This is a genomic window from Bradyrhizobium iriomotense, from assembly GCF_018130765.1.
Lineage (GTDB): Bacteria > Pseudomonadota > Alphaproteobacteria > Rhizobiales > Xanthobacteraceae > Bradyrhizobium > Bradyrhizobium iriomotense_A.
In genome coordinates, this window is sequence record NZ_JAFCJZ010000021.1 from 17315 (window position 1) to 37950 (window position 20636).

General features: G+C 64.7%; 25 protein-coding genes and 1 tRNA gene. 14 read left to right on the forward strand and 12 right to left on the reverse strand.

Annotated elements, in window-relative coordinates; genetic code table 11:
• Positions 1–112: 112 nt before the first annotated feature.
• Entirely contained in the window at positions 113–1087 is a 975-nt protein-coding gene (locus tag JQ635_RS29375) for a ketopantoate reductase family protein (protein ID WP_211413273.1), read from the forward strand.
• A gap of 3 nt (positions 1088–1090) precedes the next feature.
• Here the strand turns inward: JQ635_RS29375 and JQ635_RS29380 are convergent, their stop codons facing one another.
• A complete protein-coding gene (locus JQ635_RS29380) occupies positions 1091–1768 on the reverse strand; it encodes an alpha/beta hydrolase family protein (RefSeq protein WP_211413274.1) in 678 nt (225 codons plus the stop codon).
• Positions 1769–1894: 126 nt separating this feature from the next.
• On the opposite strand from JQ635_RS29380, the gene JQ635_RS29385 reads away from it, so the two are divergent.
• Positions 1895–3040, forward strand: coding sequence for an acyl-CoA dehydrogenase family protein (locus JQ635_RS29385; RefSeq protein ID WP_211413276.1), 1146 nt, complete (start codon positions 1895–1897; stop codon positions 3038–3040).
• Positions 3041–3047: 7 nt separating this feature from the next.
• On the opposite strand, the gene JQ635_RS29390 is transcribed toward JQ635_RS29385, so the two are convergent.
• Positions 3048–3932, reverse strand: a complete 885-nt coding sequence (locus JQ635_RS29390; protein WP_211413278.1) for a LysR family transcriptional regulator — start codon at positions 3930–3932, stop codon at positions 3048–3050.
• Positions 3933–4035: 103 nt separating this feature from the next.
• Here JQ635_RS29390 and JQ635_RS29395 point away from each other — a divergent pair, with 103 nt between their 5' ends.
• From JQ635_RS29395 to JQ635_RS29405, 3 genes are read left to right on the forward strand one after another with little or no spacing between them, the layout of a single operon-like run.
• Entirely contained in the window at positions 4036–4464 is a 429-nt protein-coding gene (locus tag JQ635_RS29395; RefSeq protein ID WP_211413280.1) for a DoxX family protein, read from the forward strand.
• A gap of 19 nt (positions 4465–4483) precedes the next feature.
• Complete coding sequence (locus JQ635_RS29400; RefSeq protein WP_211413282.1) at positions 4484–4945, forward strand: DsrE family protein; 462 nt, start codon at positions 4484–4486, stop codon at positions 4943–4945.
• Positions 4938–5531 (forward strand): TlpA family protein disulfide reductase, encoded by a 594-nt coding sequence (locus JQ635_RS29405; protein ID WP_211413284.1) that lies wholly within the window; start codon positions 4938–4940, stop codon positions 5529–5531. Before JQ635_RS29400 ends, JQ635_RS29405 begins: the two co-directional genes overlap by 8 nt.
• A gap of 7 nt (positions 5532–5538) precedes the next feature.
• Here the strand turns inward: JQ635_RS29405 and JQ635_RS29410 are convergent, their stop codons facing one another.
• The gene (locus JQ635_RS29410) at positions 5539–6678 is read right to left on the reverse strand and encodes an amidohydrolase/deacetylase family metallohydrolase (RefSeq protein ID WP_211413288.1); all 1140 of its coding nucleotides are present in this window, start codon (positions 6676–6678) and stop codon (positions 5539–5541) included.
• 361 nt (positions 6679–7039) lie between these two features.
• Here JQ635_RS29410 and JQ635_RS29415 point away from each other — a divergent pair, with 361 nt between their 5' ends.
• Positions 7040–7741, forward strand: a complete 702-nt coding sequence (locus JQ635_RS29415) for a hypothetical protein (RefSeq protein WP_211413291.1) — start codon at positions 7040–7042, stop codon at positions 7739–7741.
• 139 nt (positions 7742–7880) lie between these two features.
• Here the strand turns inward: JQ635_RS29415 and JQ635_RS29420 are convergent, their stop codons facing one another.
• Positions 7881–8522 carry an HD domain-containing protein gene (locus JQ635_RS29420; RefSeq protein ID WP_211413293.1) on the reverse strand — a complete coding sequence of 214 codons (642 nt, stop codon included), beginning with the start codon at positions 8520–8522 and terminating at the stop codon, positions 7881–7883.
• 118 nt (positions 8523–8640) lie between these two features.
• Between JQ635_RS29420 and JQ635_RS29425 the strand changes: the two genes are divergently transcribed.
• Positions 8641–9633, forward strand: coding sequence for a GlxA family transcriptional regulator (locus tag JQ635_RS29425; protein ID WP_211413295.1), 993 nt, complete (start codon positions 8641–8643; stop codon positions 9631–9633).
• Positions 9634–9647: 14 nt separating this feature from the next.
• Here JQ635_RS29425 and JQ635_RS29430 read toward each other — a convergent pair.
• A tRNA-Arg gene (locus tag JQ635_RS29430) sits at positions 9648–9724 on the reverse strand.
• A 143-nt stretch (positions 9725–9867) separates the two neighbouring features.
• Between JQ635_RS29430 and JQ635_RS29435 the strand changes: the two genes are divergently transcribed.
• Both JQ635_RS29435 and JQ635_RS29440 read left to right on the forward strand, forming a co-directional pair.
• Positions 9868–10221 (forward strand): VOC family protein, encoded by a 354-nt coding sequence (locus tag JQ635_RS29435; RefSeq protein WP_211413300.1) that lies wholly within the window; start codon positions 9868–9870, stop codon positions 10219–10221.
• Positions 10222–10327: 106 nt separating this feature from the next.
• Positions 10328–10621 carry a GYD domain-containing protein gene (locus JQ635_RS29440; RefSeq protein WP_211413302.1) on the forward strand — a complete coding sequence of 98 codons (294 nt, stop codon included), beginning with the start codon at positions 10328–10330 and terminating at the stop codon, positions 10619–10621.
• Positions 10622–10690: 69 nt separating this feature from the next.
• Here JQ635_RS29440 and JQ635_RS29445 read toward each other — a convergent pair whose 3' ends face one another.
• The 4 genes from JQ635_RS29445 to JQ635_RS29460 all read right to left on the reverse strand — a co-directional run bounded on the left by JQ635_RS29445 (position 10691) and on the right by JQ635_RS29460 (position 13954).
• On the reverse strand, positions 10691–11647 hold the full coding sequence (locus JQ635_RS29445) for a tripartite tricarboxylate transporter substrate-binding protein (RefSeq protein WP_211413305.1): 957 nt from the start codon (positions 11645–11647) through the stop codon (positions 10691–10693).
• A 48-nt stretch (positions 11648–11695) separates the two neighbouring features.
• Entirely contained in the window at positions 11696–12067 is a 372-nt protein-coding gene (locus JQ635_RS29450) for a dimethylsulfonioproprionate lyase family protein (RefSeq protein WP_027564172.1), read from the reverse strand.
• A 27-nt stretch (positions 12068–12094) separates the two neighbouring features.
• Complete coding sequence (locus JQ635_RS29455) at positions 12095–12733, reverse strand: RraA family protein (RefSeq protein ID WP_211413309.1); 639 nt, start codon at positions 12731–12733, stop codon at positions 12095–12097.
• A 192-nt stretch (positions 12734–12925) separates the two neighbouring features.
• The gene (locus tag JQ635_RS29460; protein ID WP_211413311.1) at positions 12926–13954 is read right to left on the reverse strand and encodes an alpha/beta hydrolase; all 1029 of its coding nucleotides are present in this window, start codon (positions 13952–13954) and stop codon (positions 12926–12928) included.
• A 209-nt stretch (positions 13955–14163) separates the two neighbouring features.
• Here JQ635_RS29460 and JQ635_RS29465 point away from each other — a divergent pair, with 209 nt between their 5' ends.
• Positions 14164–14781: a hypothetical protein gene (locus JQ635_RS29465; protein WP_211413314.1), complete on the forward strand. Its 618-nt coding sequence runs from the start codon at positions 14164–14166 to the stop codon at positions 14779–14781.
• A gap of 85 nt (positions 14782–14866) precedes the next feature.
• Here JQ635_RS29465 and JQ635_RS29470 read toward each other — a convergent pair whose 3' ends face one another.
• On the reverse strand, positions 14867–15073 hold the full coding sequence (locus JQ635_RS29470) for a hypothetical protein (protein ID WP_211413316.1): 207 nt from the start codon (positions 15071–15073) through the stop codon (positions 14867–14869).
• Between the two features lie 17 nt (positions 15074–15090).
• Positions 15091–16098, reverse strand: coding sequence for a 2-dehydropantoate 2-reductase (locus JQ635_RS29475; RefSeq protein ID WP_211413319.1), 1008 nt, complete (start codon positions 16096–16098; stop codon positions 15091–15093).
• 162 nt (positions 16099–16260) lie between these two features.
• Here JQ635_RS29475 and JQ635_RS29480 point away from each other — a divergent pair, with 162 nt between their 5' ends.
• Together JQ635_RS29480 and JQ635_RS29485 are read left to right on the forward strand one after the other, a co-directional pair.
• Positions 16261–16854, forward strand: a complete 594-nt coding sequence (locus JQ635_RS29480; RefSeq protein ID WP_211413322.1) for a YidB family protein — start codon at positions 16261–16263, stop codon at positions 16852–16854.
• A 42-nt stretch (positions 16855–16896) separates the two neighbouring features.
• Positions 16897–17169: a GlsB/YeaQ/YmgE family stress response membrane protein gene (locus JQ635_RS29485; RefSeq protein WP_211413323.1), complete on the forward strand. Its 273-nt coding sequence runs from the start codon at positions 16897–16899 to the stop codon at positions 17167–17169.
• A gap of 187 nt (positions 17170–17356) precedes the next feature.
• Here JQ635_RS29485 and JQ635_RS29490 read toward each other — a convergent pair whose 3' ends face one another.
• A complete protein-coding gene (locus JQ635_RS29490) occupies positions 17357–18142 on the reverse strand; it encodes an SDR family NAD(P)-dependent oxidoreductase (RefSeq protein WP_211413324.1) in 786 nt (261 codons plus the stop codon).
• 247 nt (positions 18143–18389) lie between these two features.
• Between JQ635_RS29490 and JQ635_RS29495 the strand changes: the two genes are divergently transcribed.
• On the forward strand, positions 18390–19454 hold the full coding sequence (locus JQ635_RS29495; protein ID WP_211413325.1) for an acyl-CoA dehydrogenase family protein: 1065 nt from the start codon (positions 18390–18392) through the stop codon (positions 19452–19454).
• Between the two features lie 18 nt (positions 19455–19472).
• The gene (locus JQ635_RS29500) at positions 19473–20633 is read left to right on the forward strand and encodes an acyl-CoA dehydrogenase family protein (RefSeq protein ID WP_211413326.1); all 1161 of its coding nucleotides are present in this window, start codon (positions 19473–19475) and stop codon (positions 20631–20633) included.
• Positions 20634–20636: the final 3 nt, after the last annotated feature.

Here is a 20636-nt window from a genome sequence, read left to right on the forward strand (position 1 = left end):
GGCAGTGCATGCCGATCCATATCTTTCCGGCGTAGGGCGGCCGCGTCCACCGCATGGCGGCTTGTGTCATGCTGTCTCCGGGCGGCACCATGGGATCAGGGACGGGACATACATGCGCATCTGCATTTTCGGCGCGGGCGCCGTCGGCAGCCACATTGCGATACGGCTGGCGCGCGCCGGCCATGAGGTCTCATGCGTGATGCGCGGCGCGCATCTGGAAGCGGTGCGCGCGAACGGCCTCAAGCTGCGGGTCGGCGATTCCGAGGTTTCCGCCAAGGTGAACGCGTCAGGGGATCCGGCCCAGCTCGGCCCGCAGGACGTCGTGATCTCCACGCTGAAGGCGACCGCGCTGACGGGGCTGGTCTCCAGCATCAAGCCGCTGCTCCAGGACGACACGGCCATCGTGTTCGCGCAGAACGGCATTCCCTGGTGGTACGGTATCGGCCTGCCGCCCCGGCACCCGACACCGCCGGACATTTCCTTCCTCGATCCCGGCGGCCGCCTGCGCGCCTGCATTCCGAAAGAGCGGATCGTCGGCGGCGTCATCTTCTCCTCCAACGAGGTGACCGCGCCCGGTGTCGTGCAGAACCTCACGCCGGACCGCAACCGCCTCCTGATCGGCGAATGCGACGACCGCAATTGCGAGCGCATCACCAAGCTGCGCAACGTCTTCAACGACGCCCGGCTGGAATCGCCGCCGGTGGCGGAGATCCGGGAGGCGATCTGGTCAAAGCTGCTGACCAACATGTCGCTGTCCGTGCTATGCCTGCTCACCGGCCAGACCGCGCGCGGCGTGCGCGACGACCCCGCTTTCGCCGAGGTCATTCCGCGCATGCTGAACGAGGCCAACGACATCGCTCAGCACTTCATCCCCGAGGTCAAGCGCGTCACGCGCAGCGGCCCCGCTCCCAACCACAAGCCGTCGCTGCTGCAGGATTACGAGCTCGGCCGCGCCATGGAGATCGACGTGCTGGTGAAGGCGCCTGCCGCCTTCGCGCGCACCGCCGGCCTGTCGACGCCGACGCTCGACCTGATCGCCGCGCTGGCGGTCCAGAAGGCGCGCGACAAGGGGCTTTATTCCGCTTGAACTTCAGGCGATTTGATCGATCCAAGCCGCGAGCGCGTCCAGCACCTCTGTAAGCGCCTCGTCATTGCTGCGGCCGGACTTCTTTAGCACCGCGAAGGAGTGATCGCCGCCTTCGACCTCATGCAGCGTCGCCTTCGAGCCGAGCCTCGCGATGACGGGCTTGAGGATGTCAAGGTCAGCGAGCTTGTCGCGCGTGCCTTGCAGGAACAGCATGGGGATTGCGATGCCGGTGAGATGCTCGGCGCGCTCCGCCGATGGCTTGCCGTCGGCATGCAAGGGAAAGCCGAGGAAGGCGAGCCCTTTGACTCCAGGCAATGGCGACTTGGACTGCGCCTGCGAGGTCATGCGCCCGCCGAACGATTTACCGCCGGCAATGAGCTTAACGCCGGGGCAGAGCCGCGCTGCCTCCGCGACCGCCGCGCGGATGGCCGCGTGCGCCACCGCCGGCTGGTCCGGGCGCCCGTGTTTCTTTTCCATGTAGAGAAAATTGAAGCGGAACGTCGCAATGCCGCGCTCGCCGAGGCCCGCCGCGACCTTCTCCATAAAGGCATGCCGCATGTCAGCACCCGCGCCATGCGCGAGGACGTAACACGCGCGCGCATTGTCCGGCTGCGTCAGGATCGCCGAGACCGTGCCGGTGCGCTCGATGTCGAGCTTGAGCTCTTGAGTTTTGGTTGCCACAATCAGCCATCCCGACAAACGCTGTTACGGCCGCCTTGGTAACGTCACCGGCGCAGCCTGAAAACACAATAATTGTCGCGGCCGGCTGGCCTACCAAGCCGGAACTGCGCATCAACTGAGGTAACCATGCCCTACCGCTCCTCCTGGATGACCGAAGAGCTCGACGTCTTCCGCGACCAGTTCCGGAAATATCTCGCCAAGGACCTGGCCCCGCACGCCGAGAAATGGCGCGAGCAGAAGATGGTCGACCGCTTCGCCTGGCGCGGCCTCGGCGAGATGGGCGCGCTGCTGGCGAGCGTGCCGGAGGAATATGGCGGCCTGGGCGCGACCTTCGCCTATGACGCCGCGGTGCTCGATGACCTCGAGAGCACGGTGCCGGAGCTGACGACCGGCGTCTCCGTGCACAGCGCCATCGTCGCGCATTACATCCTCAACTACGGCTCGGAGGAGCAGAAGAAGCGCTGGCTGCCGAAGATGGCGAGCGGAGAGATGGTCGGCGCCATTGCCATGACCGAGCCCGGCACCGGCTCGGACCTGCAAGCCGTCAAGACCACCGCGAAGAAGCAGGGCAATTCCTACGTCATCAACGGCCAGAAGACTTTTATTACCAACGGCCAGGCCGCCGATCTCGTCATCGTGGTCGCGCGCACCGGCGAGGCCGGCGCCAAAGGCATTTCGCTGATCGTGGTCGAGACCGAAGGCGCGGACGGTTACAAGCGCGGGCGCAACCTCGACAAGATCGGGCTGCACGCCTCCGACACGTCAGAGCTGTTCTTCGACAATGTGACCGTGCCGCCGGAAAACCTGCTCGGCAAGGAAGAGGGCCAGGGCTTTGTCCAGCTGATGCAGCAATTGCCGCAGGAGCGTCTCGCGCTCGCGGTCGGCGCTGTCGCCGCGATGGAGCGCGCCGTAAAACTCACCACCGAGTACACCAAGGAGCGGAAGGCCTTCGGCAAGCCGCTGCTGGACTTCCAGAACACCGCCTTCACCCTCGCCGAGCGCAAGACCGAGGCGATGATCGCCCGCGTCTTCGTCGACTGGTGCATCGAGCGGCTGGTCGCAAAAGACCTCGACACCGTGACGGCGTCGATGGCGAAATACTGGTGCTCGGACAAGCAGGTCCAGACCGCCGACGAATGCCTGCAGCTGTTCGGCGGCTACGGCTACATGCAGGAATACCCGATCTCGCGCATCTTCATCGATTCCCGCATCCAGAAGATCTATGGCGGCACCAACGAGATCATGAAGCTGTTGATCGCGAGGTCGCTGTAGAGGGCCGCTACCTCATCCGCTTGTCGGCGGCGATGAAGTCGATGAAGGTCCTCACCTTTGCGGAGAGATATTTGCGGCTCGGATAGACCGCGAACAGCTTTCCGACGAAGACGATGTGCCCGGGCATGACGTGCTCCAGACGTCCCGCGGCGATGTCCTCAGCGACCAGCCATTTCGGCAGGAAGGCGAGGCCCATGCCTTCCAGCGCCGCCATGTGCAGCAGCGTTTCGTTGCCGCTGCGCAGCACCGGGTTGAGCTTGACGGTCTCGGGGCCGTGCTCGCCCTCGAAGGAGAAGCTCTCGCCCGGATAAAGCGCGTAGTGCAACAGGGCCTGGCCGGAGAGATCGGCGAACGTCTTCGGACGGCCCGCGCGTTTGAGGTAGGCGGGGGCGGCAACCATGTAGAACGGAACGCCGGTGATGGGGCGCGCGATCAGCGCCTCATCAGGTGCGCCCGTCGCACGCAAGGCGAGATCAAAACCCTCCTCGACCAGATTGACGAGGCGCCCGCTGAGATCGATGTCGAGGCGCACCTCCGGGTAGCGGGCCTGGTAGTCCGCGAGCACGCTCGCGAAGATCGTGTTCGCTATCCACACCGGCGCGGTCAGCCGCAGCGTGCCGCGCGGGACGACGGTCGCCTTGCTGACGGCGGCTTCGACCTCGTCGAGCGAATCCAGCATCTGCCGCGCCTGCTCGAAATAGAGCGCGCCGCTTTCGCTCAGGCTGACGCGCCGGCTGGTCCGGTTGAGCAGCCGCGTGCCCAGCCGCTTCTCGAGCTGCATGACGTGCTTGCTCGCCATGGCGGGGGAGATGCGCAGACGCTGCGCCGCGGTCGCAAAGCTCTTCAGCTCCGCGACCAGGCAAAACACCCTCATGCTGACCAGAGAATCCATGAGATCATCAACATCCAGGAAAGGAACCTATCCCGGAAGATATAATGATCAAAAACGGAGAAACCATCAAATGGTGGCAACCCTCACATTCCGGAGAACCACCATGTCCACCACCACCCTCGAGACCCCCACCCCCGGCCGCGCCCTTCGCATCGGCCTCTGGGCTGCGCAGGTCGTCCTTGCCTTCGTTTTCATCTCGGCGGGGTTCGTCAAGCTGACCACCCCGATTCCCCAGCTGGCGGCGATGATGCCGTGGGCCGGGCAGTATTCCGAAACGTTCGTCCGCTCCATCGCGCTGGTCGATCTCGCCGGCGGGATCGGCATCCTGTTGCCGGCGCTGACGCGGATCCTGCCGCGGCTGACGGTGCTCGCCGCGCTCGGCTGCTCGGTGCTGCAGGTGATTGCGCTGGTCTTCCACCTCTCGCGCGGCGAAGCTGCGGTGACACCGCTCAATGTCGTCCTGCTGGCCCTCAGCCTGTTCGTGCTGTGGGGACGCAACAGCAAGGCCCCGATCGCGCCGCGCCAGTTCTGACCGGCTAGGCACCGCGGCCATGATCTCTGCCAACGGATGGTCCCGCAGGGGCCTGCTCGCCGGCACCGCGATCCTCACGGCCGGCGGCGCCGCCGCGGCCAAGGAGGATCGTCTCGCCGACGGCGTCGTCATCCTGATCGATAGCAACGAGCCCTATGTCATGGGTCATGCGATCAGCTATTCGGCCAACCTCGCCAAGCATTTTGCCGACAAGGGCGCGCGGCTGCTGATCGAGGTCGTCGCCAACGGCAAGGGCATCGACGTCTTTCGCGCCGACAAGACCCCGCTGGTCGAGCCACTCGCGACGCTGCGGCAGTCGCTACCCAATCTCACCTACAGCATGTGCGCCTCGTCAAAGACGATCGCGGAGGCCAAGGAGCAGATCTCCATCCCGCTGATCCCAGGCGCGAGCCTCGTGCCGTTCGGGATCGGCCGCGTCGTCGATCTGCAATTGAAGGGCTGGGCCTATATCCATGCATGACGAAGCGCGTGAAGGCGTTGCGCTGTCGCGGCGATCGATCCTGATGGCCGCGGCCGCCTCTCTCGCTGTCCCGCACGCCGGCCGCGCGCAGGACAACTGGCCGCCTGTGTTCGAGGCCGGCCGCAGCCAGTTCACGGTGGTCCGTCCGCGCGCGATGATGCCACAACTCAGGCTCCAGGATGTGCACGGCCGGGATGCGATCGTGACGGCGAAGCCGGCCCGCATCACACTGGTGAACTTCTGGGCGACCTGGTGCGCGGCCTGCAAGCTCGATCTGCCGATGTTGGCAAGCCTTGCGGCCTCGCGGCCCGACCGGCTCGACATTGTTGCGATCTGCACGGACACCAAGGACATCCGCAAGATCCGCGCATTTCTCGGCGGCCTTACCGTGCAGAACCTCGCCTGCTATGTCGATGCTTACGGCGCGGCGGCCGAAGCATCGGCCGCGATGTTCTCGCTCGTCGGCATGCCCATCACCTATCTGGTCGGAACGAGCAGCCGCGTCGAGGGCTACATCGCGGGCGCACCCGACTGGCTTTCACCAGCGGGCGCGCGGCTGCTGCAGTTCTATCGCGAGCAGGGTTAGTGCCGTCTCAGCTCGGATGCCACCAGCGGCCGCCGATGACGACGCCCTCCGAGACAATCTTCCTGTCGCCGATCAGGTGCTCGCCGACGACGTCCTCATAGTCGAACTGGCCCTGCTTGACGGAAATCAGCGTGGCGTCACCGACGCTGCCGGGCTTGAGGCTGCCAAGCTCGGGGCGGCGCAGCGCCATCGCCGCGTTCACCGTCGACGCCGCCACCACATCGGACAGCTCCATGCCCATGCAGAGGAACTTCGACATGGTCGTCACCTGATCAAAGGCGGGGCCGTCGATGCAGAGCTGGTGGATGTCGGAGGAGATCGTGTCCGGATAGAAGCCGTTGGCGAGCATCGCGCGCGCGGTCTTGAACGCGAACGAGCCCTTGCCGTGGCCGATATCGAACAGCACGCCGCGCTCACGCGCGTCCAGCACCACGTTCTTCACCGTGCCCTGCGCAGTCGCCGGCGTATTCGGGAACGGACGGAACGCATGGGTGAGAACGTCGCCGGGACGCAGGCGCGCGAGCACCTCCTCATAGCTCGGCGGCGGATGGTCGATATGCGCCATCAGGGGCATGCCGACCTCGTTGGCGACCTCGAGCGCGATCTCGAGCGGCACCAGCCCCGAGGTGCCCGAAGAATGCAAGCCCACGCGCACCTTGATGCCGACGATGAGATCGCGGTTGGCATCGGCCACCTTGGCCGCCTCGATCGGATTCATCAATCGCAGCTCCTCGCTCTCGCCGACCATGATCCGGTGCGAGAAGCCGAAGATGCCGGCATGCGAGACGTGCAAATAAGCGAGGATGCGGACCTGGCTCGGCTCGATCACGTGCTTGCGGAAGCCGGCGAAATTGCCGGGCCCGGCACTGCCGGTGTCCACCGCCGTAGTGACGCCGGACAGGCGGCAGAATTCCTCTGCGTCGATACCGAGCGAGGTGCCGCCCCAGTAGACATGGGTGTGCAGATCGATCAGCCCCGGCGTGACGATGTATTTCGAAACGTCGCGCACATCTGTGCCCGGATCGGCCTTGAGCCCAGTGCCGATCGCGGCGACCTTGCCGCCCGAAAATGCGACATCCGTCACGGCATCGAGCTTCTGGGAGGGGTCAACGACCCTTCCGCCGCGCAGGATCAAGTCAAAAGGCATTCTGGTCTCCGGATAACGCTGTGAGGCGGCTGACCGCAAGTCAGCCGAAAGGAAGGAAGCCTCCACTTCTAGCAATTTTTGCGCCGGACGGCCGAAAAAGCGTGAGCACTGCTTGGCGAAGAAGCCGGGCTGGATTGACTTGAACACTCGGGGCGCATGTCGCGACTGTGTTGACGCTTCCCAGGCCGCCACTGCCCCGACAATCATGTCACTCATTCGTATCTGGGAGCTCGGATACGAATGGCAGCACCGCCTTGTTCTCTTGGCCGCCGATAACGGCGCAGGATGGTCCCACCCTTGAATTTCTCACGCCTGCTGATGCAATCTGAGGATGCCAGGCACGGCGGAGGAGGGAAGCCATATGAAAAGTCCAGGGGCATTTCGCTTTAGACGGAGGCAAGAAGATACAAAGAAGAGTGCGAAACTAGACCTGACGCTCAAAGACCTCGTCTCTTTATTTTTCTCGGCCGGGGCCTTCGTCGTTTCCGGAGTTACTTTCTACTTCAACGTTCTGAGCCAGACCGATGAGCTACGGGTCGTCGTCGACCAATTGCCCAGAGTCACGGTCGATATTCTGAGGGACTCACCCGGCGTCTTCGTCGACACGTCCAACGAAATGAATGTCGTTCTGATCAATTCTGGCAATCGATCGATCGCCGTTCGCGAAATTGGCCTGCGGCTTATTGTTGTAGATGCAGATGCCCCAAAAACCGGGAAATGCGAGGGAGGCAGGGCTTGGCCTGGCGAAGGGCCGCTCTATGTGCTGGAGGGGAAGAGCACGCGAGCCGCGAAAGTGAAGATTAGACTACATCGTGATTTCGATGATGCAGTTCAGCAGGAAGGAGAAGTATATTCATTCGCGGTGTCCAAGAAGGACGTTACCGTACGCGTATGCGCATATATCGGAGTAGCGACCCCATCAATTGGATACGCTTCCAGCGAGTTTGAGGTGTTGCAGGCTAGCAATTACTCCGGACCTCGGTGGAATATTTCGGAGGACAAAACTGCCGCGCCGATCTTAGTTCACCGGCATACGGGGACTATCTTTGGCAAGCAACTTTAAACAACTCGTCTTCTCAACTCCGGCAAGCACCGGCACCAACCCGCGGATGAGCTTTCATGCCATCCCTCCCTTCAGACGTTTGAATACTTGATGGAAACATTCCGCCCGCTCCCCGTCGCGGCGAACGTCGTCCGACGACTCAGCCGTGCCAATGCGAGCCGCGGATGACGCTGCAGAAATTGCCGCGATGGAAATGCGGCTCCTTGTCGGCGATGACGTCGGCCTTGACGTTACCGAAGGTCGTATCCGGCCGATGCTTGATGCCGTCGTAGAACGCCTGGATGATGTCGTCCTTGAAGTGCGGCGTGCGCGGAAACGCCATCACGACGGCCTCGCGCTCCTCATCGGAATAGTCCTTGTAGGTGAGCCCGAGGACGTCCAGCTCGACGCCGGCGGTCACCAGCGCGACGACGGGATGCATGTGCTGCGGCACGCCCGGCGTGGTGTGCAGCGCGATCGCGGTCCAGACCGTGTAGGCGTCCGCTTCGGAGATGCCGTGGCTGCGCAGGAAGTCACGGGCAGCGTGCGCGCCGTCGACCTCGAACCGCTCGTGCTTGCTGCCGTGGCCCGGCATCAGGCCGATGTCGTGAAACATGGCGCCGGCATAGAGCAGTTCGCGATCGAATTTCAGCCCGCGGCGAATGCCGGCCAGCGCGCCGAAATGATAGACGCGGCTGGAATGGTTGAAGAGCAGCTCCGTCTCGGTATCGCGGATGTAGTCGGTGATGGCGCGCGCCAGCTTGCTGTCGGGAATGGCGGCGGCCTCAGTGATCTCTCGCATGATGGTCTCCTGAATAACTCCGGTGGCGGGGAAGGTAGGTCCAGGTTATGTTGTCCTCAATTGACGTAATACGTCTAAAACGGACAAATACCGACCGAGGCGGACGTGTAAGGCGGAGATGGGCGCGAGGCCGAAACCGAGGACTGTTGTGATCGTGGCGGTGCCGGGCGTGCAGCTTCTGGACGTTGCCGGTCCCCTCGACGTTTTCGCCGAGGCGAATTTGCAGGCTGGCCGCCAAGCCTATGCGCTGCTGGTCGCGGCAGCGGAGCCGGGTCCGATCCGCAGCTCCTCAGGCGTGCGCCTGATGCCCGATCGCATCATTGACCGCGGCTTCCAGGAGAGCATCGACACCCTGCTGATCGCGGGATGCCCGAACGCCGCCGACGTTCCGGCGGACGGACTGGTGATCGATTGGCTTCGCCGGCGGGCAGCCAGGACCCGGCGGTTCGGGTCGGTCTGTTCAGGTGCCTTCTTCCTCGCAACGGCAGGCCTTCTCGATGGCAAGCGGATCACGACGCACTGGGCGGTTGCGGACCGGCTCGCCGAAAAATTCCCGTTGGTCAGCGTGGACAAGGACGCGATCTACGTCACCGACGGCAAGCTTCGCACGGCTGCCGGCGTGACCGCGGGACTCGATCTCGCGCTCGCTCTCGTCGAGGAAGACCTCGGACGCGAGATTGCGATGAAGGTCGCGAGCCAGCTCGTGATGTTCTTCAAGCGCCCCGGCGGACAAATGCAGTTCACCCGCAAGGGCGAGACCGTCCCCGCCGGCCGCGCCGCGCTGCAGGAGCTTCAGCGCTGGGTCGCCGCCAATCCCGGACTGGATCACAGCGTCGCGAGCCTCGCGGCGCGGATGGAGCTCAGCCCGCGTCACTTCGCGCGGCTGTTCCGCGCCGAAGTCGGCATCACGCCCGCGACCTGGGTCGAGGAAGCCCGCGTCAACGCGGCGAGGCGCCTGCTGGAGCTTGGCAACGAAGCGCCCAAACAGGTGGCCCTGCATTGCGGCTTTGCCGACGCGGACACATTGCGCCGCGCGTTCGTCCGGCATGTCGGCGTGACGCCTGCCGAATACCGCAAGCGCTTTGCACGGATCTCGGGCTCAGCGATCTAAGGAAAGGAGGAAAATGGCGATCCCGGGATGACTCGAACATCCGACCTACGGTTTAGGAAACCGCCGCTCTATCCGGCTGAGCTACGGGACCGCGGAACCCGCAAGTTGCGGGTTCGATCCCGTCATAGCAGAGCAAAATGCGGTTCGCCAGCCGTCAGGGGGGCCAGACCATCGTCAACCTGAACGGGGCGGCTATACAATCGCTTCCAGGCCCCTCTCGGCGGAGCAGCTCACATGATCGAAAGCATCAGCGCCATCACGCTCGGCACGCATGACATGGGGCGCGCCGTGCATTTCTACCGGTCGCTGGGGTTCGAGCTCTTGTACGGTGGCGAAGCCGCCGCATTCACGAGCTTTCGCGCCGGCAGCGGCTATCTCAACCTGACTGTGCAGCCGGAAGACAAGCGCTGGTCCTGGTGGGGCCGCGTCATCTTCTACGTGGCCGATGTCGACGAGACCTACGCACAGGCGCGCGCTGCCGGGTGGCAGCCGTCGACCACGCCGCGCGATGCCGAATGGGGTGAGCGCTACTTCCATCTCACCGACCCCGACGGCCACGAGCTCAGTTTCGCACGGCCGTTGTCCTGACCGAATAAGTCGCATCTGCTGACGTTCCAACTCGCAAGTAGCGCTGTCTCAGCCGCCGTGGCAAACTCGGCGCGGTTTCCTCAAGCTCTAACCAGGGAGGACGACCATGGTAACCTATGTTGTGCTGGGGAACTTCACGGATCAGGGAGTCCGCAACGTCAAGGACTCGCCGAAGCGGGCCGAAGCCTTCAAGGAGATGGCCAAAACGTTCGGCGTGACTGTGAAAGAGATCGTCTGGACGCAGGGACGATATGACGTTGTGACCGTTCTCGAGGCTCCAGATGAGGCTGCCGCGATGTCGCTAGGCCTTAGTCTCAGCGCACTCGGCAATGTCCGCACCGAAACGCTGCGCGCGTTTTCGGCAGCGGACATGACAAAGATCGTAGGCAAGATGCTCTGACGCTCAGGCCCGCGCGAGCGCACCGGACCTGCCACTGGACCCGGGATGGCAATCCCGGGGAGGGGGCTCTCATGCCCTGATATTGTTGTCCTTGACCACCTGGCCCCAATAGGCGACCTGCTTGTCGAAGAAGGTCTTGAAGGCGGGGCCGTCCTGGAGCAGCAGCGTCATGTGCTGGGTCTCCTTGAGCTGGGCGGCGGTCGCGGGCTCGCTGAGGATTTCCTTTGAGGCCGTCGCCATGGCCGAAACGACATCGGGCGGCGTCCCCGCCGGCGCGAAGATGCCCCACCAGGCCAGCGTCTCGAAATCCGGAAAGCCGGCCTCGATCGCGGTCGGCGTATCCGGCAAGGCCTGCAGCCGCTCGCGGCCAAGCTGCAGGATCGGACGCAGCATGTTGGTGCCGAGTTGGGCTGCGACCAGCGCCGCCGATCCCGCGATCAGATCGACATGGCCGCCGAGCACGTCGTTCATGGCCGGGCCGCCACCGCGATAGGGCACGTGCATGATCTCGACCCCGGCCTTGTTGCCGAGCACGGTCATGGCGAGATGGCCGAGCGTGCCGATGCCGACGGAGGCGTATTTCACCGCGCCGGGCGTCGCCTTGCAGGCGGCGACCACGTCGGCAAAGCTCTTGTAGGGACGGCCGGCGCCGGCCGCGATCACGTAAGGCGCGGTGCCGATCAGCAGCACCGGCATCAGCTCGCGCTCGACATCGACCGGCGGCTTGTCGAGGATCGACGGGATCACCGCGTGGGAATCGAAGGTGACCAGGAACGTTGAGCCGTCGGCCGGGCTCTTGGCGACCTGCGCCGCGCCGAGCGCGCCGGCGGCGCCCGACTTGTTCTCGACCAAGACGATGCGGTTGAGTTTTGTCTGCAAATTGCTCTGGAGCAGCCGCGCCATCGCATCGGTCGATCCGCCCGGCGGAAACGGCACGACCAGCGTGATTTTCGAGGCCTGCGCGCTCGCCGGTGCCATCGCCAGGATGGCGGGCGCGGCCAGCAGCGCCCGTCGTGTGATCGTCATCGTCCCCTCCCTTTTGTTTTTGCGCTTTGCTTTTTTACTTTTGAGCGCTCAGGTCGTCCCGAAGCCCGACCCCGCTTTTTTGTATTCTGGCCGAGGCGGACTGAAGATGTCCAGTACGCGGGCGCCATCGGGGCCGGCGCGCATGGTGTGCGGCACATTGCCGGGCGTACGCCAGAAATCGCCCTTCTTCACCGGGATCTCCTCATCGCCCTGGACGCGGATCGCGGAGCCGTCGAGCAGCACACCCCATTGCTCCTCGGGGTGATGATGCAGCGTGCCTTGCGCATGCGGGGCCAGCGTCACCACCGACAGCATCGCCTGCTCGCCGGAGAAGATGCGCGTGGTCACGCCGGCGGCGAGCTCACGGAAGAGACCGTCGCTGGGATTATCGATGTTGTGGAATTCGTCCTTCTGGCTCACGCCATCCTCCCCTTCGTTCTTCTCTGATCAGGCTTTGCCATAGGAACCCTGATAGCGGCCCTCGCGGATCGCCTTCAGCGTCTCCTCCTCCCGCGCAATCTGAGTGCGGACCGCTTCCAGCAGCGCGGCGGCACCAGTGGCGGGAAACGACACCACGCCGTCCTCGTCGCCGACCACGATGTCGCCGGGCGAGATCACGCTGCCGCCGACAGTAACAGGCACGTTGATCTCGCCGGGGCCGTTCTTGTAGGGGCCGCGATGGATCACCGCGCGGGCATAGCAGGGGAAATCGTCAGCCGCGAAGGCCGCGACATCGCGGATCGCGCCGTCGATCACGTAGCCTTCCGCTTTGCGCCATTGCGCGATGTTCTTCATGATCTCGCCGACCAGCGCGCGCGTCTCGTCGCCGCCGCCGTCGACCACGATGACGTCGCCGGGCCCGACCAGATCGAGCGCGCGATGGATAGCGAGATTGTCGCCGGGCCGGGTGCGCACGGTGAACGCCGTCCCCACCAGCTTGCCGCCGCGATGATAGGGCTTCAGCCCGACCGCACCCGGCAGCCGGGCGAGATTGTCTGAGATGACCGAAGTCGGCGCGCCGCGAAAGCCCGCGATGATCTCGGCGGGCGGTTTGGGCACGCTGTTCGCTGCGATCGTGATCGTCATGTCAAAGAGTCCTTTCGTGAGTTTTCTTATTCGGCGTGCGCCGGCGCCTTCGCCGGCGCAATCCGGAAGGCGCGCCCTTCCTTCATCCACGCCGCGCGCTCGTCACGCAACAATGTTCTTGGCGGCGCCTCGGGGTGAGGCACTCGCAAGCCGAAGTGTAACAGCGACGGCCGCGCCTTCAAGACACCTACATTAGCGCTCGGCGCCGCAGCCCGGACTATCGAACAGCGCCGCGAGCCCGCATTTCGAGGTCAGCATCCTGTCGCCGTCATGGCCGACGCCGGCGACATCCCAGACCCGGTGATTGGGCGTGCCCTGGTCGCGCTTGGCCATTGCATCGGCATAGGCGTGGCCGCGGGCATAGCGCGTGGGCCCCTGCGCCTCGGCCATGCAGCTCTTGTCGAGCGCGGACTGTTTTGGATTGGTGTCGAGTGCGCCGAGCAGGTAGATCACCTCGCGCTCGACATAGCGCTGCTCGAGTGCCGCAGGTGTCGCGTCCGCAAGATAGGGCGGACGGTCGCCCATGCCGTATTTCCAATTGTTGTAACCGGGGCAGGATGCGGCGATCTTCGGCACGGGCCGCTCGGCGCTGAAATAGGCATAGGACGAGGGATTGGCGACGACGTAGCGGATGTCGGTATGCTGGCGCAGCAGCGGCGCCTCGCCCTTGCCCGCAATCGCATAGCGCTGCACGACCTGGCCGCCGCCGGAATGGCCGGCGACGACGACCTGCTTCAGGTTCGGAAAGACGCGCCGGTCCGAGAGTTTTGCCAGGATCGCATCGAGCGCCTCGAAGGACGACACCGGATTCGGCGCGAGCGCGGCATCGCCGCCCTCCCATCCCTCGAGCGACCAGCGCAGCGTGTCCGCGGGCAGCCTGTACGCTTCGATATCGATCTCCGCCAGGAATTGCGGGACGATCATCAGCGCGCTCTTGCCGTCGTCGCCTGCTGCGGCCTGCGCGTTGTTGGCCGAGATGTAATATTCATCGGCATTGCGCAGGCGTCCATGCAGCACGATGACCGCACGCGAGATCGCCGGCAGCGGCATCGACCAGTCGCGCGACAGGTAAAGCGGCAGCATTCCCCGCCCGCCGACCGCGAGCCTGGCATCGCCGATGGCCTTCACCGGCTTGCGGCTGGGTGCATCCTCGTCCGCTGCGAAGGCATGGCCGCAAGTCAGCATCAGGGCGAGTGCGGCAAGTCGGGCCAGCGCTCTCATGACGGAGATTCCCCCTCGGATTCAAATCGATAAAAGTCTAAGCGCATCACGTGCCGCGCGGCTGTGACTCCCGCGCCACGTCAAGCAAAAAATGTCAGCATCACAGCCATGAAATTCCCGAGTTCCATGGGTGACAAGCCGGCGATAAAGGGGCAAAAATCTGGCTCGACTCGGTTCGGGTTGAGTCGTGTAAGGAATGCTCTCGTAAAATGTCGGTTGTCGTTGCATCGCGTCGTGCGGCGCTTCTCATTGCCGCAGCAGGATTTTTTCTGCTGACGCAGTCGCATGCCCAGGCGCAATGGTGGAAGCGCGCCCCCGTCGATTTCGAGGAATGCGCAGATGCCGCCGAGAAGGCCGCAACCAAGGCCGAGAAGACATCCGCGCTCGCCGACTGCAACGCCAAGTTCGCCGGCCGCCGCAAGCCGGGCGGTGGCTACACCTATTACGACTTCCTCCAGGACCGCACCTTCGACATCGCCGGACCCAACCCGACGCCGGAGGAGCAGAGGAAGATCGACGAAGCCTATACCGCCTACCTCGCCAATCAGCGCCGCAGCAATGAAGCGGCCCAGGCCACGGCCCGCCAGCAGCGCGAGCAGCAGGAGCAACAGGTCCAGCAGTTGCAGCAGATCGCGCTGCGAACCGAGACCGAGCGCGTGCCGGTACCGGTCGAGCGGCCGAAGGTGCTCCAGGCGGCAGGCCAGCGGCCGAAGGGCGCATGCACCAAGGGCTCGTTCTCCTGCGAATGGCCGCGCCTGTCGGAAAGCTTGAACGACCTGAAGAAGCTGTTCAGCCCAACGCCGAGCAAGCCGGCGAAGAAGGGTTGAGATTTTCTGCTTTCGTTCCGCTGCTACATCAAACTCCGCTGTCGTCCCGGACAAGCGGCAGCGGGACGACAGCGGAGCGTGTGGCTTAGTCAGCGCGCTTCTTCTTGACCCGCTTCGGTTTAGCCACCGGCGCCGGCGTCACCACGGGCGAACCACCCAACTGCGACCTGCTCTCCTGCAATCGCCTGTCATAGCCGGGCGAGGTCATGACCGTCGGCGGCCTCGCAAGGGCGAGCGTCGATGTGCCGCAGAGCGCGATCAGCGCGAGCCCGATCATCAAACAACGCCTCATCGCGTTTCTCCTTGCGTTCAGGCCATCCCGCGAATCTGCTGTGGCGTCAGCCCGGGCGGGCCCTTGCCCGCAACTTCCGCCTCCCTGATCAGCGCAACAATGCGGCGCATCAGCGGCACGGCGACATTGTTCTGCTCGGCAAGCGCGATGACTGCGCTCTGGAGATAGTCGATCTCGGTCTTGCGGCCCTGCTTCAGATCCTGCCACATCGAGGAGCGCGCCTCGGGGTCGATCTTCATGGTCCGCCCGAGGATCGCGTTGAAGATCATGTCGGGCAGTCGCAGCAAGGTCGGAGACCAGTTCATCGGGATCGGCGTCGACGAGACCGGCGCGATACCGGCGGCGTGCAGCGCGGCGAGCCCTTCCGCCATCTGGTCGGCGAACAGCCTTCGCCAGTCGCGGTTCGCCAGTTGCGCGGCGAGCGGCATGTCGGACAGCGCGCTGAGCGCGTTGTTTAGATTGATGATCAGCTTGCCCCATTGCACGCCGGTGATGTCACCGCTCGCACGCACGTTAAGGCCGGGCACCGAAAGTGCTCCGGCGGTGTTCGCCGCGTCTTCTCCGACATGGATGTCGCCGGAGCTCGAGCGGTGGAAGCGCCCCTCGCCCATCGCGACCACGTTGAACGGCACCATGCCGGCAAGCACAGGCCTGCCGCCGAGGCGTTCGCGCAAGACGGCGACATTGCCGATGCCGTTCTGAAGCGAGACGATGACGGCGTCCTGCGGCGCATGCTGCGCGATCTGGTCCGCGACATCGGCGGTGTCGGCGCTCTTCACCGTGACCAGCACGATGCCGGCGCTGTGGAAGATCGAAGGATCTTCCGAGAGCGCGAGCTGGCCGGCACCGAGCTTCTTCCCGGAGCCGTCGAAATCGGTCAGAAGCAGGCCGAACCGCTCGATCTCGGTCTTCACCCGCGGCCGCACCAGGAGCGCGACACGGCGGCCGGCAGATGCCAGCATGCCGCCGACGAAACAGCCGATGGCGCCCGCGCCGGCCACCACGATGGGTCGATCCGTAACCACCTCGTTCTCCTTAACGTCCCGCCTTCGATAGCAGAGGCAACGCCGCCTGCCCATTGGTTGCGACGCATCCGCCTTGTAACCGTCATGAGAGCCCCATATGTTTTCGCCCCGGGGGCAGTCAGCGGCGAGCGCTCGCCGAACGAGACGCCAAAGGAGAGCACCATGGGTCTACTCGATGTCCTCAACGGCATGCAGAACGGCCCGCGCGGCCCGAGCACGCCAAGCTCAGAGCAGTCCTCCGGCGGCATGTCGCCGATGACCATGGCGCTGCTCGGCCTGCTCGCCTGGAAGGCGTTCAAGCATCTGACGGCAGGCCAGCCCGGTGCGGCACCTGCCCCGCAGCAGCGCTCACCGCTGCCGCCTCCGACACCCGTCAACACCGGCAACGCCACGCTTCCCGGCGGCAGCGGCGGCCTCAGCGATCTGCTCAAGGGCGGTCTCGGCGGCCTACTCGCGGGTGGCGCGGCGGGCACCGTGCTGAGCGGCGGGCTCGGCGATCTCCTCAACCAGCTTCAGCAGGGCGGTCACGGCGAGGCCGCGAATTCCTGGGTCGGCAAGGGCGAGAACAAGCCGATCGCGCCCGGCGATCTCGCCAATGCGCTCGGTGCCGACCAGATCGAGAGCCTGTCGGCCCAGAGCGGCCTGTCGCGCGAAGAGCTGCTCTCCGGTCTCAGCCAGTATCTGCCGCAGGTGATCGACCATCTGACGCCGGATGGACGGCTGCCGACCGAGAATGAACTCTCGGGCAGAATTTAATCAACGTCTGATCTACGCGTTCAGGACAAGGGGAGCACTGTCATGAGTTTCGGCGGCCTGTTGTGGATCATCGTCGTCGGCTTCGTCGCCGGTCTCGTCGCGCGCTGGCTTGCGCCTGGGCCGAACAATCCGAGCGGCTTCATCCTCACCACCATCCTCGGCATTGCCGGCGCGTTTCTCGCCACCTTCGTCGGCCAGGCCATCGGCCATTACAGCCCCGACCAGGGCGCCGGCTTCATCATGGCCACGATCGGCGCGGTGGTGGTGCTGTTCATCTGGCACCGGCTGGTGGCGAGCGGCGTGATAAAAGGCTGAACACACAAGGCTGAACACACTCGGTGTCGTCCCGGACAAGCGCGCCACAAGCGCGCGCCGATCCGGGACCCATAGCCACAGGGAGATGTTTGGCGAAGACTCGGAGTTATCGATCTTCGCCAAACATCTCCCTGTGGTTATGGGTCCCGGCTTTCGCCGGGACGACGACTGAGTTTGGGACGCGATCTCACGTAATCAAATGCATCCCCGCATCCATGCGCACGACCTCGCCGGTCATGTTGCTGGAGGCCGGCATCGCCAGGAAGCAGACGAGCTGCGCGATGTCGTCGGCGGTTGATGCGACCTTCAGCGGCACCTTCGCCACCACACTGTCGCGCACCGCTTTCGCGCCGGCCTCGCCGCGGCCCTTGGTGAACCAGGGCGTGTCGATATAGCCGGGGCACACCGTGTTGACGCGGATCAGCGGCGCCAGCGCGCGCGACAGCGACAAGGTCATGGTGTTGAGCGCGCCCTTGCTGGCGGCATAGGCGATCGACGATCCGACGCCGCTGATGCCGGCGACCGACGACACATTCACGACCGCCGACGGTCGCTCCGAAGCCTTCGCACCGGCCTCGAGCAGGCTGCGCGCGGCGCGCACCATCTGGAACGGGCCAATGGTGTTGACGCCATAGAGCCGCTGGAAATCTTCCGCCGACAAGCCGTCGAGATCGGCATGGGCGACATGCTTGGTGGTGCCGGCATTGTTGACGAGGATGTCGAGCCGGCCCCAGCCGCTGGCTGCCGCGACGATCTTGCGGCAATCCTCATCCTTGGAGACGTCGCCCTGCGCGACCAGCACCTCCGCCGCGCCCGCCTTCCGGCAGACTTCCGCGGTGGCCTCGGCTTCCTTCTGGCTCGACGAATAGTTGATGACGAGCCGCGCTCCGCTGCGGGCGAGAATTTCCGCAGTCGCTGCACCGAGCCCGGATGCGGACCCCGTCACGATTGCGCACAAGCCGTCCTTTGCCATCCGGTATTTCCTTCCTTTTGTAAGTTGCTGGCGCCCTGTTTAGCGAGTTTGCCGCGCCCTGCAAATCGAGCAAACTCCGCTAAGCGGAATTAGTCCAGGCCGGCTCTCGCCCCCATGTCCGCGCCGCAGATGGACCTGCGATCAACGCTTGTCAGGGCCATGGCTTTTTCCCATCATCCGGCGCAAGAAGAACCTGCGCGCCGCGCTCATCAGGCGGACGCGCCAATGGCAAAACACGGGGAACGCTGTGGCGGAGAGTGACAATATCGTCGTCGAGACCGCGGAAAAGATCTTCGCCGATCTCGCCGATCCGCAGACCATCAACAACGACAAGAATAATTCCTGGCAGGCGCCGCTGTGGCAGGCGCTGAGCGAAGCCGGCCTGCCGCTATCGTGGGTGCCTGACGATCTCGGCGGCTCCGGCGCGAGCCTTGCCGACGGCTTTGCACTCCTGAACGCCGCCGGCCGCTTCGCGGTCGCGGTTCCCCTCGCTGAGACCATGCTCGCAGGCTGGCTGCTCGCACAGGCGAAGATCGCCTCGCCCGAGGGCGAGATGACCGTCGTGCCGGCGAGCCCGAAGGATCGCATCATCCTTGATGCCGATGGCGCGCTGTCCGGCCGCGTGCGCGGCGTGCCCTTTGCCAAGGCGGCGAAGCATTTTGCGGTGCTGGCGCACGGCAAGGATGGCGCGGTCATCGCGCTGGTCGATGCGACCAAGGCGCGGATCGAATCCGGCCTCAATGTCGGCTACGACCACAGTGACACCGTGACGCTCGACAAGGTGCAGCCCGTCTCGATCAAGCCGGCCCCGAAGGGCTTTGAGCAGACCAATCTGATGCTGATGGGCGGCGTTGCGCGCAGCCTTCAGATCGCCGGCGCGCTGGAATCGATGCTCGACATCTCCGTGCGCTACTCCAATGAGCGCATCGCCTTCGAGAAGAAGATCTCGAAATTCCAGGCCGTGCAGCACAATCTCGCCCGTCTCGCCGGCGAGTCTGCCGCGGCGCTCGCGGCCGCGACCTCGGCGGCCGACGCCATCGCGAATGCAAAGTCGTTCAACGACGAGGTCTATCTCGAAGCCGCCTCGGCAAAGATCCGCTGCGCGGAAGCCGCCGAAAAAGGCGGCGGCATCGCGCATCAGGTCCACGGCGCGATCGGCTTCACCATGGAGCACATTCTGCACCGCTACTCGCTGCGGGCGCTGGCCTGGCGCGACGATTTCGGTTCGGAAAGCCATTGGGCCGTCGAGCTCGGCAAGCTGGTCGCCACCAGAGGCGCCGATGAATTGTGGCCGCTCGTGGCGTCGCGCTGATCAGGAGACGAGACAACAATGACCGCTGCCCTCCGTTTCGATCCGATCCGCCTGCCGGAAAAGTGCGAACAGCTGCGCAAGGAAGTGCGCGCCTTCCTCGCCGAGGAAATCGCGGCCGGCACCTTCGATCCGAACAAGCCCAACCGCGAAGACACCGACGCGCCGGAATTTTCCCGCCGGGTCGGCGCCAAGGGCTGGCTGGGGATGACCTGGCCGAAGAAATATGGCGGCCAGGAGCGCTCCTTCCTCGAACGTTACGTCGTCACCGAGGAGATGCGCGTCGCCAATGCGCCGACGCGGCGCTTCTTCGTCGCCGACCGCCAGAGCGGGCCGGTGCTGCTGAAATACGCGCCCGAGCACATCAAGATGGAGATCTTGCCGCGCATCTGCCGCGGCGAGATCTGCTTTGCGATCGGCATGAGCGAGCCGAATTCCGGCTCGGACCTGTTCGCCGCGAAAACGCGCGCGACCAGGACCGACGGTGGCTATCTCATCAACGGCACCAAGATCTGGACCTCGTCGGCGCATATCGCCGACTACATGATCGCGATCTTCCGCACCTCGCCGCCGACCAAGGAAAACCGCCGTCACGGCCTGACCCAGTTCCTGGTCAAGATGAAGCAGCCGGGCATCAAGGTGAACCCGATCGGCCAGATCACCGGCCAGTACGAGTTCAACGAGGTCGTCTTCACCGATCACTTCATTCCTGACGATCACGTGCTCGGCGAAGTCGACGGCGCCTGGAAGCAGGCGACGAGTGAGCTCGCCTATGAGCGCTCGGGCCCCGAGCGCTTCCTCGAAACCTATTACGTGCTGACGGAGCTGGTGCGCGCGGTTGGCCCCAATCCGGACACGCGCAGCGCCGAGGGCATCGGCCGGCTGGTCGCGCAGCTCCACACCATGCGGCGCATGTCGGTCTCCGTTGCCGGCATGCTGGAAGCCGGCAAGGAGCCGGTGGTCGAAGCGTCCATCGTCAAGGACATCGGCACGGTCTGGGAGCAGCAGCTTCCGCACCGCGTGCGCGATCTCGCGGCTTTCGTCGAGGAGACCGCAACCAATCGCCAGACGCTGGAGCGGCAGCTCGACTTCGCGATCAAGACCGCACCGAAACTCACCATCCAGGGCGGCACCACCGAAGTGCTGCGCGGCATCATCGCCCGCGGGCTTGGTCTGCGCTAATTC

Bases quoted from the DNA above. Each gene is read 5' to 3' on its own strand.
- JQ635_RS29440 (WP_211413302.1), top strand. From the start codon at position 10,328: ATGGTAACCTATGTTGTGCTGGGGAACTTCACGGATCAGGGAGTCCGC.
- JQ635_RS29410 (WP_211413288.1), bottom strand. From the start codon at position 6,678: ATGCCTTTTGACTTGATCCTGCGCGGCGGAAGGGTCGTTGACCCCTCC.
- JQ635_RS29390 (WP_211413278.1), bottom strand. From the start codon at position 3,932: ATGGATTCTCTGGTCAGCATGAGGGTGTTTTGCCTGGTCGCGGAGCTG.
- JQ635_RS29375 (WP_211413273.1), top strand. From the start codon at position 113: ATGCGCATCTGCATTTTCGGCGCGGGCGCCGTCGGCAGCCACATTGCG.
- JQ635_RS29465 (WP_211413314.1), top strand. From the start codon at position 14,164: ATGTCGGTTGTCGTTGCATCGCGTCGTGCGGCGCTTCTCATTGCCGCA.
- JQ635_RS29405 (WP_211413284.1), top strand. From the start codon at position 4,938: ATGCATGACGAAGCGCGTGAAGGCGTTGCGCTGTCGCGGCGATCGATC.
- JQ635_RS29400 (WP_211413282.1), top strand. From the start codon at position 4,484: ATGATCTCTGCCAACGGATGGTCCCGCAGGGGCCTGCTCGCCGGCACC.
- JQ635_RS29395 (WP_211413280.1), top strand. From the start codon at position 4,036: ATGTCCACCACCACCCTCGAGACCCCCACCCCCGGCCGCGCCCTTCGC.
- JQ635_RS29435 (WP_211413300.1), top strand. From the start codon at position 9,868: ATGATCGAAAGCATCAGCGCCATCACGCTCGGCACGCATGACATGGGG.
- JQ635_RS29445 (WP_211413305.1), bottom strand. From the start codon at position 11,647: ATGACGATCACACGACGGGCGCTGCTGGCCGCGCCCGCCATCCTGGCG.
- JQ635_RS29470 (WP_211413316.1), bottom strand. From the start codon at position 15,073: ATGAGGCGTTGTTTGATGATCGGGCTCGCGCTGATCGCGCTCTGCGGC.
- JQ635_RS29425 (WP_211413295.1), top strand. From the start codon at position 8,641: ATGGGCGCGAGGCCGAAACCGAGGACTGTTGTGATCGTGGCGGTGCCG.
- JQ635_RS29480 (WP_211413322.1), top strand. From the start codon at position 16,261: ATGGGTCTACTCGATGTCCTCAACGGCATGCAGAACGGCCCGCGCGGC.
- JQ635_RS29385 (WP_211413276.1), top strand. From the start codon at position 1,895: ATGCCCTACCGCTCCTCCTGGATGACCGAAGAGCTCGACGTCTTCCGC.
- JQ635_RS29500 (WP_211413326.1), top strand. From the start codon at position 19,473: ATGACCGCTGCCCTCCGTTTCGATCCGATCCGCCTGCCGGAAAAGTGC.
- JQ635_RS29460 (WP_211413311.1), bottom strand. From the start codon at position 13,954: ATGAGAGCGCTGGCCCGACTTGCCGCACTCGCCCTGATGCTGACTTGC.
- JQ635_RS29415 (WP_211413291.1), top strand. From the start codon at position 7,040: ATGAAAAGTCCAGGGGCATTTCGCTTTAGACGGAGGCAAGAAGATACA.
- JQ635_RS29485 (WP_211413323.1), top strand. From the start codon at position 16,897: ATGAGTTTCGGCGGCCTGTTGTGGATCATCGTCGTCGGCTTCGTCGCC.
- JQ635_RS29490 (WP_211413324.1), bottom strand. From the start codon at position 18,142: ATGGCAAAGGACGGCTTGTGCGCAATCGTGACGGGGTCCGCATCCGGG.
- JQ635_RS29455 (WP_211413309.1), bottom strand. From the start codon at position 12,733: ATGACGATCACGATCGCAGCGAACAGCGTGCCCAAACCGCCCGCCGAG.
- JQ635_RS29420 (WP_211413293.1), bottom strand. From the start codon at position 8,522: ATGCGAGAGATCACTGAGGCCGCCGCCATTCCCGACAGCAAGCTGGCG.